Genomic DNA, 15811 nt, shown 5'->3' on the forward strand with positions numbered 1-15811 from the left:
CGCCGCATCGCGGGAGGCGCCCGGTGAGCGTCGCGTCGTCCGGTGAACGCGTCGATGCTCAATCCCTGGCCGCCTCGCTTGCCCCCGCATTGATCTCCGCCTGCGACGGGCGTCTGCGCGACCTGTCGTGGTTCCGCGCCGACTGGCAGCGGGGCGGGGCGGCGACCGCTCACGCCGTCTTCGACCACGAGAAGCACGGGCCTTGCCCCGTGGTGGTGAAGATCCCGGTCGGCGACGCCGAACTCCGCTGGACGCAGCGACTCCAGACCGACGATGGCGACCCCGTCGTGCCCCGGCTCTACGCCTCCGGCGACACGCTGGCGGGGCTGGACTTCGGGTGGATCGTCATCGAGCGCCTGCCGCACGGCCCGCTCGGGGCGCACTGGGATGACTCCGTGATTCCCCGCATCGCCCGCGCCGCCGCACGCTTTCACGCCGCCACGCGCGCCTACGCCATCGACCGCTGCCCCGCCCGCGAGGACTGGCACGGTCTGCTGGAGGCCGTCCGGAAGATCCTCCAGGACAACCCCCTGCCCGATCAGCAGCGGTGGATCGCCGCCATCAAGGCCGTTCAATCGCGGGCGACGTGGCTCGTCAACACCTGGAATGAGCGCTTCATCGACGGGTGGATTCACGGCGACCTCCACCCCGCCAACGCCATGTGCCGCGGCACGGAGCCCGAGGCGCCGGTCACGTTGATCGACCTGGCCGAGGTGCGCCCCGGCCACTGGATCGAGGACGCCGTGTACCTGGAGCGTCTGCACTGGGCCAGGCCGGAGCGGCTCAAGGCCGCCAAGCCCCTGAAGGAGCTCGCCGCCGCCCGCCGCGAGTTGAACCTGCCCGTGGATGACGGGTACCAGCGCCTGGCCGCCGTCCGCCGGATTCTGCTGGCCTCCACCGCCCCCCGCTTCATGCGGACGGAGGGGCATCCGGCCCACCTGGCGGCCTGCCTGCAACGCATCGAATCCGGCCTGAGCGAACTCAAGGCCGCCGGCCTCTAGCGGCATTGCCCCCGGTGACGCCCAACCCTACCATCCCCTTCCGCGACACGCAGGAAGCCCCATGGACCGCGAACGGCTCAAAGAAGTTCAGCAGACCGACCTGACCGACAGCAAGGTCAATCAGGAATTCGTGGACTGGCTGCGCAACAAGGGCCCCACGTGGCTGCTGGGCATCCTGGTCGTGCTGGTCGCCTGGCTGGGATACGACCGCTACCAGCAGTGGCGTCAGGGCAGGCAGTCCGCCGCGTTCTTTGATCTCGAGTACGCCACCAAGGTCGAGAGTCTGGAGAACGTGGCCATCGATCACGCGGGCGTGGCGTCCGTTCCCGAACTGGCCCGGCTGCGCGCGGCGGACACCCACCTCACCGCCGCGGTCAACGCCCGCGATCCCGACGACGGGGCCATCACCCTGGACGCCGAGGGCGTCAGGAAGCACCTTGACAAGGCCGAGGCCCTCTTCCGCCAGGTGCTCGAATCGGTCGAGAACGACCCCAGGCGCCTCCTGTTCCGCCTGCAGGCGCTCTCCGGACTGGCGACCGTCGCGGAAAGCGCGGGCCGGTTCGACCAGGCGCGGCAGCGCTACGACGAGATCATCCGGCTCGCCGAGCCGGTGTATCCGCTCATGGCCTCGCAGATCAAGGCCCGCCGCGACTCGCTGGACGGGCTGAAGAACGTCGCCGACCTGCCGGAGCGATCCAGCGTCCCCCGCCCATCACCCATCGACCCGCTGCTCCGCGACCTGCTCGACCGCGGCGGGTCCGACCCCTCGTGACCACGCGGGACGTGGGGCCTGACGACGACGACATCTCGATCCTCGGCGCGGGCGGCAAGGTCGATCAGGAAGCCCTCTACCGCCTCTACGAAGCCCAGGAAGGCGAGGACGACGAGCCCATCCACCTGCGGCTCGTCCTGTCGCGCGACCTGAACAAGCGGCTGGACAAGTACCTCGTCGATCGCGTGCCCTTCCTCAGCCGCACCTCGCTCCAGCGCCTGATCCGCGAGAACGCCGTCACCGTCAACGGCCGCACGCCCAAGCCCTCCACCAACCTCCGCAAGGGCGACGAGGTCATCGTCGTCCTGCCCCCGCCGCCCAGCACCGAGATTCCCGCCGAGAACATCCCCATCGACATCCTCTACGAGGACGCCGACCTGCTCGTCCTCAACAAGCGCGCCGACCTCATCGTCCACCCCGCGCGCGGCAACAAGACCGGCACCCTCATCAACGCCGTGGCCTGGCACCTGCGGCAGACATCCGGCGGCTCCCTCTCATCTGTCGGCGAGGAGTTCGCCCGACCCGGCGTCGTCCACCGCCTCGACCGACACACCACCGGCGTCATGGTCATGGCCAAGACCGACACCGCCCACTGGCGGCTGGGCAAGCAGTTCGAGAACCGCACCACCGAGAAGCGCTACCTCGCGGTCGTCCACGGCCGCGTCGAGCCGCACGCCGATGTCATCGACCTGCCCCTGGGCAAGCACCCGACCATCCGCGAAAAGTACGCCGTGCGCTGGGACGAGACCGGCAAGCCCAGCACCACCATCTACCGCGTGCGCGAGGTGTACGATGACTTCACCCTCGTGGAGCTGGAGCTCAAGACCGGCCGCACCCACCAGATCCGCGTGCATCTCTCCCACCTGGGCTTCCCCATCGCCGGCGATGACATGTACGGCGGCCAACGACTCACCTGGGGCGATGTCGCCGGCGAAAGCCACCCCCGCGCCGCCGAGCCGCTGATGATGCGTCAGGCGCTCCACGCCGCCCTGCTCTCCTTCGTCCACCCCATCACCCACCAGCGCGTGACCTTCCAGGCGCCCCTGCCCGCCGACATGCGCGACTTCATCCACGCGCTCCGCGAACACCGCCGCCCCAGGCCGACGCGCGTGGCGGGGGCCACGATCGACCTTGACCTCGCCCTCGGCGGCCCCGCGCCGCGGCGGGAATCCGCCTGATACGCCGGACCCCGCCCCGCGACTCGCGCGGCTCCAAGTCGCCTCGCCAGCCCGACGACCGCGACACGGAAACGCCAGAATACCTTGAGGAGTCCGGGACGGGTTGTGTGGGTGAACCCAAGGCCGCTCGGAAATCGGCAACGTGTCACGAGAGCACACTGTGAGCACGCCATGAGCACACCACCCATCAGTCGGTTGCACAAGGTCGATCTGCGCGAAGCATGGAAGTCCGAATCCGGCGACTTCACGCCCTGGCTGGCCCGCCATGAGAACCTCGAACTTCTTGGCGAAGCAATCGGCATGGAACTCGAGTGCGATTCCACGGAAAGCGGCGTCGGTCCCTACAAGGCGGACATCGTCTGCAAGGACCTGGCCAACGACAGCTGGGTGCTGATCGAGAATCAGCTGGAGCGCACCGATCACACCCACCTCGGACAACTGCTGACCTACGCCGCGGGCCTGCACGCCGTGACGATCGTCTGGATCGCCGAGCGATTCACCGATGAACACCGCGCCGCGCTGGACTGGCTCAACGAGCACACCGACGACACGATCAACTTCTTCGGGCTCGAGGTGGAGCTCTGGCGGATCGACAACTCTCCGATGGCGCCGAAGTTCAACATCGTCAGCCAGCCCAACGACTGGTCGCGCGCGATTCAGCAGGCCGCCGCCGCCGCCGGGGGCGTCTCTGAACACAAGCAACTGCAACTGCGGTTCTGGACGGCGTTCCGGGAGTTCATGGAGTCGAAGAAGAGCACCGTTCGATGCCAGAAACCCCGGCCCAGACATTGGATGGTTCACGCCGTCGGACGACCGGGCATGCATCTGGCTTCCTGTGTTTCGATCTGGAACTCGATCACCGGGATCAAAGGCCCCGAGATTCGGGCTGAACTGGTCCTCAATGGCCCCGATGCCGAGCAGGAGTTCGCCGCGCTCCAGAAACAGCAGGACGCCATTCAGAAACAACTCGACTTCGAACTGGTCTGGCACGACCCGGAGGGCAAGCACAAGCGCCGCATCTACACCCGCCGGGACATGGACTTTCTGGATGAATCGCGCTGGCCCGAGTGCTTCGACTGGCTCCATCAGCGCCTTGAGGCCCTGGACAGGTGCTTCAGGCCGCTGGTGAAGAATCTCAACACGGACTGAGAACCACGGCTTCCAGTCGCTGCGTGACCGAGCATCGACTCAACCCGCAAGCGCATCGCTCGCCCGGCCCCTGTCCCCACCTCCCACCGCCCCGCCCCCGCACAACCCGCACCATCCGGCGGCGGCGCAGTCCGTGCGCCCGAACAACCCGCACAATCCCCACGGGCCGCGCATCCGCCCACCGCTGATCCTGCAAAGTCCCGCTCTCCCCTTGCAAAGTCCCTGGCTCCCTTTGCAAAGTCCCGCGTTCCCTTTGCAAAGTCCCGCGTTCCCATTGCAACGTCCCCGCGCGCCACGACAAAGTCCCCGCGCGCCACGTTCAAGTCCCTCCTTCCCTTTGCAAAGTCCTTCCTTCCCTCGTTCAAGGGAAGCGTTCCCCCGTTCAAGGGAACGGCTCCCTCGTTCAAGGGAACGGCTCCCTTTGCAAAGTCCCGCTCTCCCCCGTTCAAGGGAAGCGTTCCCTTGTTCAAGGCGCGCGGGGACTTTACAAAGGCGCGCGGGGACTTTGCAAGATGGCGGCCCCCCCACGCCACGGCGCGGCCCCCCCACGCCACGGCGCGGCCCCCCCACGCCACGGCGCGGCCCCCCCACGCCACGGCGCGGCCCCCCCACCTGGCGGCGCGGGCCGACCGCTCCCTCACGGTCGCGGCTCGCTCACGGATGGTCGCGCCTCGCGCACGGATGGTCGCGGCTCACGCACGGATGGTCGCGGCTCGCTCACGGATGGTCGCGGCTCACGCACGGGTGGTCGCGCCTCGCGCACGGATGGTCGCGGCTCACGCACGGATGGTCGCGGCTCGCTCACGGATGGTCGCGGCTCACGCACGGGTGGTCGCGGCTCGCTCAGGGAGCGCCCCCTCTCACGCCACGGCGCGGGCCGACCGCTCCCTCACGGTCGCGGCTCACGCACGGATGGTCGCGGCTCGCTCAGGGAGCGCCCCCTCTCACGCCACGGCGCGGGCCGACCGCTCCCTCACGGTCGCGGCTCGCTCAGGGATGGTCGCGGCTCGCTCACGGATGGTCGCGGCTCACGCACGGAGCGCCCCGGTCGGCCTCGTGGCGGGGCGGGCCGGGGATCAGCGTCCCCGGGCTGTCGGCTGATGGCTGACCGCTGATGGCCGCCCACCCATTCACCGCAGCTTGATCGACACCAGCGCGATCATGGAGCAGATCACCCCCAGCACCCAGAAGCGGATGACGACCTGCTGTTCGCTCCAGCCGCCGAGGTGGAAGTGGTGGTGGATGGGCGAGACGCGGAAGATGCGTTTGCCGCCGGTGGCCTTGAAGCAGCCGACCTGCAGGATGACGCTGGCCATCTCCATGAAGAAGACGCCGCCGATGATGAGGAGCAGCACTTCCTGGCGGATGACCACGGCGATGTAGGCCAGCAGCCCGCCCAGCGAGAGCGAGCCGGTGTCGCCCATGAACACCATGGCGGGCGAGCAGTTGAACCACAGGAAGCCCAGGCACGCCCCCGCCATGGCCCCGGTGAGGACCATCATCTCGCGTCCCTCGCGGATGTGGGGGACCAGCAGTCGCCCGGCGGCGTCGCTCGACCCGGCGATGTAGCAGAGCGCCATCATGGTGAACGCGGCGATGATGGTGATGCCGGTGGCCAGTCCGTCCATGCCGTCGGTCAGGTTGACGGCGTTGGAAGTGCCGGCGATCAGCAGCGTGACGATGAGCACGAACATGGGCAGGCCGAGGATGATGACGCCCGCCTCGAGCGTGAGGGTGTCCAGCCCGGGCACGTAGGTGCGCTGGAAGGGCAGCGTGAGCACGCGGGCTTCCGGCGGGCCTTCGCGCAGGTAGAGAAAGACGCCGACCAGCATGGCGATGCCGAGCTGAAAGAGCAGTTTCTCCCACGCGTAGAGCCCTTCGCGTGAGCCGGTGGACCGGCGGGCGGAGGTGAGTTTGAGCCAGTCATCCACCGCGCCGATCATGGCCATCCACAGGATGACGACGATGCCCAGCAGCACGTGGAAGTGGCGCAGGTCGGCCAGCAGCAGCACGGTGAAGAGGATCGCGCCGATGATGAGCAGCCCGCCCATGGTGGGCGTGTTGCGCTTGCCGGCCATGAGTTCGTTGAGCGACTTGTTGTAGAACTCGGGGGCGTCGCCGACCTTGAGTTTCACGAGCCGGCGGATGATGGGCTTGCCGAAGGCGAGCACGAAGGCGAAACTCACCACCACGGCGAAGAACGCGCGGAACTCGAGCTGGAACATCAGCGTGACCAGCGGCCCCAGCCCGATGGCGTCAAGCCAGTTCTGAAAATCCTGGTTCTGGAAGAGGTTGTAGAGCATGGGGCGTCAGGCGGGGGGCGGAAGGCGTCACACGGCGGCCGGGGCGCTGAGGGCGGTTCGCGCCTCCAGCGCGGTCCTGAGGCGCTCCAGGCCGATGCGGCGCGAGCCCTTGAGCAGCACGGCGTCGCCGGGCCGGAGCGTTTCGACGAGGCGCGCCGCGGCGTCGGCGAGCGCGGGCAGCGAGGTGAATCGCTCGCCGCTCCAGCCGCTTCCCAGCCCGCGCCGGACATCCGCGGCGTGTTGACCGATGAAGCACACCCGCGCGATGGCGGTGTGCCGATCGAGGGCGGCGATGGCGCGGCCGATCTCCTCGTGGCAGGCGGTCGCCGCGTCGCCCAGCTCCAGCATGTCGCCGAGCACGAGGACGCGGCGGGTCGCGCCGCGCGAGAGCTCCACGAAGGCGTGCAGCGAGGCGAGCATGGACTCCGGGTTGGCGTTGTAGGCGTCGTTGATGAGGGTGACGCCGCCGAGGGTGGTGCGCTCCAGCCGCATGGGCGGGCCGTGGGCGGCGGCGAGGGCGGCGGCGATCGCGTCATCGCTGACGCCCAGGCGCCGGGCGGCGGCGATGGCCATCATGGCGTTGATCGCGTTGTGCCGGCCGGGGAGAAGCAGGTCGAAGCGCTCGCGCCCGTTGATCTCGAACCAGAATGGTCCGTCGCCGCCCCGGGCGGTCAGCCGCAGGTCGGCGGCGGCGTCCTCGCCCACCCACACGGCGCGCCCCCCCCGCAGGCGGGCGGCGAGGTCGGGCCAGGCGGAAGGCAGAATGGCCAGCCCCCCCGTGGGGCGGCGCAGGTGGTCGAGCAGGTCGCCCTTCTCGCGGAGCACGTGTTCGACCGAGCCGAGCCCGGCGAGATGGGCGCGGCCGATGCTGGTGATGATGGCGATGTCCGGCCGCGCGATGGCGGCGAGCGCGGCGATTTCGCCGGGGGCGTTGGTGCCGATTTCGAGCACGAGGAAGCGGTCGTGCGGCGAGGCCTCGAGGATCGAGAGGGGCACGCCGATGTCGTTGTTGAAGCTCTTCCTGGCGCAGGTGCCGGGCAGGGCGGCGCTCAGCATGGCGCCAAGCAGGTGCTTGGTGGTGGTCTTGCCCGCCGAGCCGGTGATGGCGATGACGGCGGCGCCGGTGAGCGTGTCGCGGTGGGCGGCGGCGAGGCGGCCCAGGGCGCGGCGGACGCTCTCCACCACCAGCACGGGGCGGCCGGGGGCGGTGTCGGCGGCGTCCGCACGCTCCACCACCGCCGCGACGGCCCCGTTGGCGAAGGCCTGGGCGAGGTGGTCGTGGCCGTCGTGCCGCTCGCCCCGGATGGCGAAGAACAGGCGGCGGGCGAGGTTGTCGCGCGAGTCGATGCCCACGCCTTCCGCGAGATCGCCGGGGGCGGGCGCCCGCAGCCAGCGGCCGGCGGTGATCCGGGCCAGTGAATCCGGCGACAGCACGTTCTTCATCACGTCACCATGCTCCCACGCGGCGCTTCATGGCGTCACCATGCTCCCGAGGCGCTCGTTGAGCGCGGCCCGCGCCACCAGCCGGTCGTCGAAGGGGTGCTTCACCGCGCCGATGATCTGGTAGTCCTCGTGCCCCTTGCCGGCGATGACGATCACGTCGCCGTCCTCGGCGCGGAGGACGGCGTGGTGGATCGCCTCGCGCCGATCGACGATCGGCTCGACGCGGTCGCCCGCGTCGGCGGGCACGCCGGTGAGGATCTCCCGCACGATCGAGTCGGGCGGCTCGGTGCGCGGGTTGTCGCTGGTGACGACGACGCGATCGGCCAGCGCGCAGGCCACGCGGGCCATGCGCGGCCTTTTCGTACGGTCTCGGTCGCCGCCGCAGCCGAAGACGACCCAGAGTTTCGCGCCCTCGGGCACGATGGGGCGCACCGCGGTGAGCACCTTGTCGAGGGCGTCATCGGTGTGGGCGTAATCCACGAGCACGGTGAGGGGCTCATCGGCGCGGCTGACGGGCTGAAGCCGCCCGGGGGGGGCCGCGGCGGATGACAGCCCCAGCGCGATGGCCTCGGCGTCCGCGCCCGCCACGTGGGCGATGGCGGCCGCCAGCAGGGCGTTGGCCACGTTGTGGCGTCCGATGAGCGGCAGCCGCACATCGACCGCCCCCCACGGCCCGTGGAACGCCACGTGGGTTTCGCTGGCGTCCATGGAGAAGATGGTGGCGCCGGCTTCGCCGCCCGGCGTCTGCAGCCCGCAGCGCAGCACGCGGGCCGGGCTGCGTGCGATCATCTCATCCGCGCGGGGGTCATCGGCGTTCACCACGGCGACGGCCTGCGCGTCGAGCATGGTGAAGAGCCGCGATTTGGCGGCGGCGTAGGCGTCCATCGTGCCGTGATAGTCGAGGTGGTCGCCGGTGAGGTTGGTGAAGGCGCCCACGACGAATCGCAGCCCCGCCACCCGGCCCTGATCGAGGGAGTGGCTGGAGACCTCCATGACCGCCGCGCGGCAGCCGTGCTCGACCATCCGCGCCAGCGTGGCGCTGAGTTCAATGGCGGGCGGGGTGGTGAGCGAGGCGGGGCGGCGCTCGCGCCCGTCGTCGATCTCCACCGTGCCGAACAGGCCGCACTTGAGGCCGCCGACGCTCAGCAGATGCCGCACCAGCCACGCGGTGGTCGTCTTGCCCTTGGTGCCGGTGACGCCGATGAGGGCCAGTTTCCGGCTCGGCTCGCCGTGGAAGCGCTCGGCCAGCACGGGGAGCACGGCGTCGGGATCATCGGTTTCCAGCACGAGGGCGCGGCCGCCGGCGCCATCGGGCGGAACCTCAACGCCGGCGGCGACCAGCACCGCGCCGGCCCCCTTGTCGAGGGCGTCGGCGAGAAAGGCCGCCCCATCGCGGGCGCGACCTCTGCGGGCGACGAAGAGCCCTCCGGGAACGACCTGGCGGCTGTCGTCCGCCACGGAGACGACGGGCGTGCCGGCGTCCCCGCGTCGAACGCGGATGGGCAGGTCGTGAATCAGTCCCGCGATGGTCATCATGGAACAGCGCGCTCCGATACACCCCGAGGCGTCCACAGACGCCGGCGGTTCTGAAGGATATCGGAGTGAGTCGCGGCGCGAGGCGAAAAACGGATCGACCGCGGCGCGGCACCATCACGGCAGCACCAGCATTGCATCGCCGTAGGAGTAGAACCGGTAGCCGCGCTCGATCGCCTCGGCGTAAAGCGACTTGAGCCGATCCAGTCCGACCATGGCGCCGACCAGCAGCAGCAGGGTCGAACGGGGCAGGTGGAAGTTCGTCATCAGGCCGTCCACCAGGCGGAATGCGTAACCCGGCGCGATCATCAGACGGGTCGCGCCCGCGACCACGTCGGCATCCCGCGACGGGGGCTCGAGCTCGACGCACGGGTCGCCTCCAGCCGCCGACTCCAGGGCCCGCACGGCGGTGGTGCCGACGGCGATGGCGCGCCCCCCCGCCGCCCGCACGCGGGCGATCCCCTCCAGCGTGGCTCGCGGCACGCTGAACCATTCCCGGTGCATGGGGTGATCCTCCACGCGCTCGGTGGACACCGGCTGGAACGTGCCGGCGCCCACGTGCAGCGTGACGCTCAGCCGCGTCACGCCCTGACGCGACAGCGCCGTCAGCAGGTCGGGCGTGAAGTGCAGCCCCGCGGTCGGCGCGGCGACGCTCCGACGCTTGGACATCTCGGCGTAGACGGTCTGATACCACGCCCGGTCTCGATCGTCCCCGATGGCGGACCCGGGAACCGATCCGTCCACCCCGCCGGATGCTCGCGCCCGCAGAATGTACGGCGGGAGCGGCGTCATGCCCACCCGGTCAAGCACGCCCTCGGTCGGAAGGTCGGAGGAGAGCTCGGCTGTCCACACGGCTCCATCGCGGGCCGACAGGGTCAGTTGGTGAGTGGTCGCCTCGCCGCGGCGCGGGTCGATCAGGGCGAGGCGCAGTCCCTGCCGGAGGCGTCCGTTGCTTCGGAGCATGAGCGACCATGACCCCGGAGCCGCCTCGCCGAGGAAGAGGCCCTCGACGCGCCCGCCGCTGTCCAGTCGCACCGCCAGCAGTCGCGCGGGCAGCACCGACGTATCGTTGACCACCAGCGCATCGCGCCCCAGCAGGGAAGGCAGATCACGCACCCGGACGTGCTCGACGGCGTCGGACTGACGCCGATACACCAGCAGGCGAGCCGCGTCGCGCGGCTCCACGGGCCGCGTGGCGATCCGCTCCGGCGGCAGGTGGTAGTCCAGTTCCTCAAGTCGCATGAACGATTGGGACGCGGGATCACGGCATGAGCCGGCGGCAGGCCATGCTCGGACGCCACCCGGTCGGTGCGAACGTGGCCGGCGGAGGCCGAGACGCCGGAACCCCCGCGCGGAAAGCCACCCACGGGACTCGAACCCGTGACCTGCGCTTTACGAAAGCGCCGCTCTACCGGCTGAGCTAGGGTGGCGAAGGGCAGAAGCGTATTCATGGCTCCGGGAATGGACAACGCCGGGGAGCGACGAAAGAAAACGCGGAGACCGGCGGAAGCCGATCTCCGCGATGGAATGCCGCCTCAGCCGTCCCCTGAGGTTCTCCCATCCCAGGGACGCGAGACGCCCTTGCACCAATCAGTTCACGACGACGCGCACCACGTTCTCCGCCGACAGGTTGAGCGCGCCATGCACGCGGGCGGCGGCCTCGCCGACGTCTCCGCCCGACCTGACGAGCTCGACAAGACGGTTCAGGTGGCGTTCTTCGGCCCGGTTGCCGTGACGCTTGGCGGAATCCGCCACGCGGTTGAGCAGCTCCACCTGGTCGCGATCGGAGGCCGTGAGAGCGGCGTCGAACAAGGCCCGCTGGGCCGAGTCGCTGCCGATGTAGGCCAGCACGTCCGCCACCTGATGCTTGAGGGTGCCGGTGCGGGCGCCCAGGGCCTCGATGAGGGAGGTTTCGGCGTCGGCGATGTTGAAGACCTGGCTGTTGGAGATGGCGATGTTGCGGAGCGTGACGATGGACTCGATGGCGTAGACCATGGCGTCGGCCTCGCTCATGCGCCCGCCGGAGCCGCGCAGCATGACCTCGTCCAGCAGGTTGCCGAAGGCGGCCTCATCCATCGACGCCACGCGCACGAGAATGCGGGGGTCGTTGGAGTAGGTCATCTGCAGGCCGTCGTGCTCCTGCGTGGTGGTGAGCATCAGAACGGGAGCCACCGAGGTCTTGGTCAGGGCGCGCAGGGCGTTCATGGCGGCGACGGCGTTCTCGGCGTTGTGACGAACCACCACCACGTCCACGCCAGGCGCGCTGGCGACAGGCGCCGCGGTGTCAGCCAGCGTGGGGCCGTGGGCCACCACGGTGTAGCCGTGGGCCTCGAGCCAGTTGGCGTAGAGGCGCTGATCCTCGGCGTTGTCGGCGATGACGAGGGCGTAGGTCGTATCCGCCGCCCGGATGGCCGAGGCGAGCAGGGGCACCACGCCGAAGTCGCCCGCGAAGCCGGTGGTCGGCAGGGCCTTGCCCAGGGCGATGGCCGCGTCGTAGCGCACGCGCCGGTCGGGGTATTGCAGGGCCTCGATCAGCGGGCGTCGCGTGGCGCCGGCCGACCACAGGTTGCCCGCGCCGGCGGTCTTGGACAGCGCCGCCACCGCGTCGCGGATCAGGGCCGTGTCCGTCTTGTCGATGGCCAGCGCCAGCACGTCCTGCAGGACGGCCGGGCCGGCGCCCATGGCGTAGAACGCGGGGCTGTACTTGCTGGAGCCGAATGGGGATGGGTCGGTCTCGCCATCCGGCAGGTCGTTCTCGCGCTTCAGGTTGGCGGCGATGAAGGTGGCCAGTGCGGCTCCGTTGCTGGAATCCAGCTGAAGCGCCTTCTTGGACAGCCGCATCGCCATCACCTCGCCGAAAATGGGCGTGGGCACGGGGAGCGGGACCAGTCCGGCGAAGGAGTCGAATGACCAGAGATTGTTGGTGGCCTCGTTGGGGTAGGCGGTCAATGAGGCGGCCTCATCGAAGTAGCGTCGCCCCAGGGCCGCGTACTGCCCGCTGAGCGACCCGGCCCCCGCGCCGCACTGCGCCGCGGCGCGGGACGCCGCCTCCCGCGACGCCGCGGAAGCGTTGGGATCAGTCGCCAGTTCGGCCAGGTAGGGGCCGGCGGCGGTGTGGCGGATGCGACCCAGCACGTCGCAGATCTTCACCTGCGTCTGCGCATCCAGCTTGGCCAGCGCCTCGCTCAGCGGAATCACGGCGAAGCGGCTGAGCTTCACCAGCAGATCGAGCGAGCGCTGGCGGATCTCCGGCTCGGTCCCGTCCGTCACCTGCTTGAGCAGCTGGGGCACGGCGAACTCGCCCGCCTCGATCAGGCGCTCCTCGGCCATGGTGCGCTGACGCAGCGTGCCCTTGAGCATGCCGATCGCCTCGGCGATGCGGTCGGGGTTGCGGGCCAGATTCTTCTCGCCGGCGTCGAGGCGGCTCTCCAGCTCGGCCACGATGTCGCGCAGCCCGGAGACCCCCCGGCCGCGCATCAGCGCCGCGTCCAGACGGTCACGCGACATGGTCTCGCGCACGAGATCGGACAACTGGGCGTCCGTGATACCCGACTTGAGCAGACGCTCCAGGTGCGACTTCGCCAGATCGGGCTTCGCAATCATCGTGTAATGCACGAAGTCGCGAAGATCCTGCGCGTTGTCCAACGCCAGAACCGTCGCGCACGGAAGAGCCGAGGCAAGGACAGCCGAGGCAATGGCGAGCCGCGTGCGATGCGAGAAACTCATGTTGATCCTGCTCCTGCGAACGAGGGTTCCGCGACGGGCGGACAGCCGACGACGGTCGGCGCGAACGGGTCGATGCGACAGCGACACCCCCCGCCGCCCATCGCTGGCGACTTCGGACAAGCCCGAATCTATCCGAATCCCCCCGGCCTGTCAATGAAGTTGAGCCGTGAAGCGAAGTCACTTTTCAAGCCAACTCCCGCCGCCTGAGGCCAAAGGCGCTCCCTGCCCCTTGCGATGCCGACCTGCCGGCGATACACTCACCCCGGCTCGGGTGTCCGATCACATCCAGGCGTCTGCCGGCCTGCCCGGCACGCCCTGGACGGATGAAAAGGGAAGGCGGTGAAACTCCGCCGCGGACGCGCCGCCGTAACGGGACTGGCCCGCTTCACCCCTCTTGACGGGTGTCGCCGGGTCGAAAACCTCCCCATGACGCCACTGCCCGCCCCGCAACGGGGTCGGTGGGAAGGCGGGAGAGGTCATACCCGAAGCCGGAAGACCTGCCCGAGCCGACACCGTCGCCCGCGCGAGATCGGGCGCCACCGTGGCGGTTCCGGCCTGCTCCCACCGGCTTGCTCCCCTCGTTGTGCGCTTCGCTCGGGCTTGTCCCGTTCGGCCTCGGGAGCCGTCCTGCGCGAATCAGGGCGAAACAAAGGAAGGACGCTGGTTATGCGGACCTTGTTCTGCGCGCTTGGTGCTGTCGCTCCGTTCATCATTCTCCTGCCGCACGCGCCTCGGGCTGTCGCCAGCCCGTGCGGCGACGACCCCTTCGCCGACGTGGTCGTCTCGTTCGATGCCGGCCAGGGCGGCGCCAAGGGATACGACAACCCCTTCACCACGCTCGGCTCGCCAGAACGTTTCACCGGCGAAGGGCTGTTCCCTGTCGTCGTCAGCCCCTTCAGTCCGCCGTTCGGGCAGGATGAGATCGTCTCGATCGGAGCAGGCGGACACCTGACCGTCCGCTTCAACACCCCTGTGCGCAACAGTCCCGGCAACCCCTGGGGCATTGACCTGCTCATCTTCGGCAACACCGGCTTCATCGACAGCAACTGGCCCAACGGCGTCGTCGGCGGACTGTTCGGCAACGACGGCGGCGTCATCGAAGTCAGCCGGAATGGCAAGACATGGTTCCGCGTGCCCAATGTGACCGCCGACAACATGTTCCCGACCCTGGGCTACCTTGACAGCGGACCCTATGACGATCAGCCGGGAACGCTGCCGACCGACTTCACCCGGCCCGTTGATCCGGCCCTGACGCTCAACGACTTCATGGGACGCTCCTACGCCGAGGTGCTGGCCCTCTACGACGGCTCGGGCGGGGGCACGGGCATCGACCTCGATTCGGTCGGCCTGAACTGGATCCGCTACGTCCGCGTGCTCAACGAGGGAACGGACAGCATCGAGATCGACGCCTTCGCCGACGTGCGCGCGATCCCCGCGCCCGGCGCGGCGGTCCTGATCCTGCTCGGCCTGCCGCGGCGGCGACGGCGCACGCAGTAAACGGTGAAGAGGTCACTCACCGCAGAGGCGCGGAGCACGCAGAGACGAAGACGGGAATCAGAGCAAATGGCGTCGGAACCGGCAACCTGGCCGCGGACGAGGACGAACCATGCGAATCACACGACGATCGGTGACTGACAACCCATCCTCGAAACCGGTGATCAGGCATGGCGTCGCCGATCCGCTGACCTGCCGCTCATGCTCTTGGACTTCCGTTGTCCCACTGCGGACGGCGCGTCTCTGCGGTGAATCCTCCTCCCTCGGGTTCACGCTCCTGGAACTCCTCGTCGTCATCGGCATCGTGGCGCTGCTGTTCGGCCTGCTCCTGCCGGCGCTCAGCAGCGCGGGCGGAGCAAGCCGGTCGCTCACCTGTCAGTCGAACCTGCGGCAGCTCCACGCCGCGGCGGAGATGTACGCCAACCGCAGCGACGGGCGCTACCCCGTCGCGGTACGCTACGAAAACCGCGAAGAGTTCACCACCATCGCATGGGACTTCGAGCAGACGCGGCGCGGCGTGATCTCGCCCGGCGTGCTGTGGAAGGGCGTCATCGACGTGGGCGAGATCCATCAGTGCCCCGACTGCCACCTCGACAGCACCTTCGGGGCCGATCCGTACACCGGGTACAACTACAACACGACCTACATCGCGGGCGAGGCCACGTTTCCCAACCTCGGATGGGCGCGGGTGCGCCCCGGCGTGCCCCGCGGCGCCTGGCGCAAGACGGAGACCACCGCTGTCTTCGGCGACGGGGCGTGGAAACAGGGCGCCAACAAGTTCATGCGCGCCCCCGGCAACACCGTCGAGGGATCGCTTCAGGCCTGCTACGCGGGCGGACAGGCCTTCCGACACTCCGGCGGGCGGACCAACGTCGTTTACCTCGATGGTCACATCGGCAGCACCTCGACCCCCTTTCGCGGACGCTTCGCCACCGAAACCCTGCTGCGCGACGTCATGGACTTCCCAAAGAACGGCTTTCTGTCGGACGACGACTCGGCGTATGACCCCAGGTAGCGGTGTCGCAGGCGTCCCGCCTGCGCATCGGCCGAACGCGCTACCCCACGTTCGCCCTGTTGATAACCTGACCATCACGCCCAAACCCCCCGGTTTCAGCGTGGAATCCCGGGTGTTCCAGGTCGTGTGCGGCCTGCCCGGGCTTGAGTCACGGACCGACCCGCATACAGTCCACGCGACCCATCCGCCCCTTCGAG

General features: G+C 69.4%; 11 protein-coding genes, 1 tRNA gene and 1 riboswitch. Of the genes, 6 read left to right on the forward strand and 6 right to left on the reverse strand.

Annotated features, from left to right (window positions below; genetic code table 11):
* Positions 1-23: 23 nt before the first annotated feature.
* The 4 genes from HRU76_03195 to HRU76_03210 all read left to right on the forward strand — a co-directional run bounded on the left by HRU76_03195 (position 24) and on the right by HRU76_03210 (position 4100).
* Entirely contained in the window at positions 24-1001 is a 978-nt protein-coding gene (locus HRU76_03195) for a phosphotransferase (GenBank protein ID QOJ16657.1), read from the forward strand.
* A gap of 61 nt (positions 1002-1062) precedes the next feature.
* A complete protein-coding gene (locus HRU76_03200) occupies positions 1063-1773 on the forward strand; it encodes a hypothetical protein (protein QOJ16658.1) in 711 nt (236 codons plus the stop codon).
* Positions 1770-2951, forward strand: coding sequence for an RluA family pseudouridine synthase (locus HRU76_03205; GenBank protein ID QOJ16659.1), 1182 nt, complete (start codon positions 1770-1772; stop codon positions 2949-2951). The genes HRU76_03200 and HRU76_03205 overlap by 4 nt, the downstream gene beginning before the upstream one ends.
* A 171-nt stretch (positions 2952-3122) precedes the next feature.
* Positions 3123-4100, forward strand: coding sequence for a DUF4268 domain-containing protein (locus HRU76_03210; GenBank protein QOJ16660.1), 978 nt, complete (start codon positions 3123-3125; stop codon positions 4098-4100).
* Positions 4101-5230: 1130 nt separating this feature from the next.
* Here HRU76_03210 and HRU76_03215 read toward each other — a convergent pair.
* The 6 genes from HRU76_03215 to HRU76_03240 form a co-directional block, all read right to left on the reverse strand.
* Entirely contained in the window at positions 5231-6403 is a 1173-nt protein-coding gene (locus tag HRU76_03215; protein QOJ16661.1) for a phospho-N-acetylmuramoyl-pentapeptide-transferase, read from the reverse strand.
* Positions 6404-6430: 27 nt separating this feature from the next.
* Complete coding sequence (gene murF, locus HRU76_03220) at positions 6431-7849, reverse strand: UDP-N-acetylmuramoyl-tripeptide--D-alanyl-D-alanine ligase (GenBank protein ID QOJ16662.1); 1419 nt, start codon at positions 7847-7849, stop codon at positions 6431-6433.
* Between the two features lie 24 nt (positions 7850-7873).
* On the reverse strand, positions 7874-9379 hold the full coding sequence (locus HRU76_03225) for a UDP-N-acetylmuramoyl-L-alanyl-D-glutamate--2,6-diaminopimelate ligase (GenBank protein ID QOJ19074.1): 1506 nt from the start codon (positions 9377-9379) through the stop codon (positions 7874-7876).
* 117 nt (positions 9380-9496) lie between these two features.
* Positions 9497-10621: a tRNA preQ1(34) S-adenosylmethionine ribosyltransferase-isomerase QueA gene (gene queA, locus HRU76_03230; GenBank protein QOJ16663.1), complete on the reverse strand. Its 1125-nt coding sequence runs from the start codon at positions 10619-10621 to the stop codon at positions 9497-9499.
* Positions 10622-10736: 115 nt separating this feature from the next.
* Positions 10737-10809: transfer RNA gene (locus HRU76_03235), tRNA-Thr, on the reverse strand.
* A 160-nt stretch (positions 10810-10969) separates the two neighbouring features.
* Entirely contained in the window at positions 10970-13105 is a 2136-nt protein-coding gene (locus HRU76_03240; protein QOJ16664.1) for a hypothetical protein, read from the reverse strand.
* Positions 13106-13375: 270 nt separating this feature from the next.
* A riboswitch (cobalamin riboswitch) is annotated at positions 13376-13625 on the forward strand.
* A gap of 146 nt (positions 13626-13771) precedes the next feature.
* Here HRU76_03240 and HRU76_03245 point away from each other — a divergent pair.
* Together HRU76_03245 and HRU76_03250 are read left to right on the forward strand one after the other, a co-directional pair.
* Positions 13772-14602, forward strand: coding sequence for a hypothetical protein (locus tag HRU76_03245; protein ID QOJ16665.1), 831 nt, complete (start codon positions 13772-13774; stop codon positions 14600-14602).
* Between the two features lie 109 nt (positions 14603-14711).
* A complete protein-coding gene (locus HRU76_03250) occupies positions 14712-15614 on the forward strand; it encodes a type II secretion system protein (GenBank protein QOJ16666.1) in 903 nt (300 codons plus the stop codon).
* Positions 15615-15811 lie beyond the last annotated feature (197 nt).

It is taken from the genome of Phycisphaeraceae bacterium, assembly GCA_015709595.1.
Taxonomy (GTDB): domain Bacteria; phylum Planctomycetota; class Phycisphaerae; order Phycisphaerales; family SM1A02; genus CAADGA01.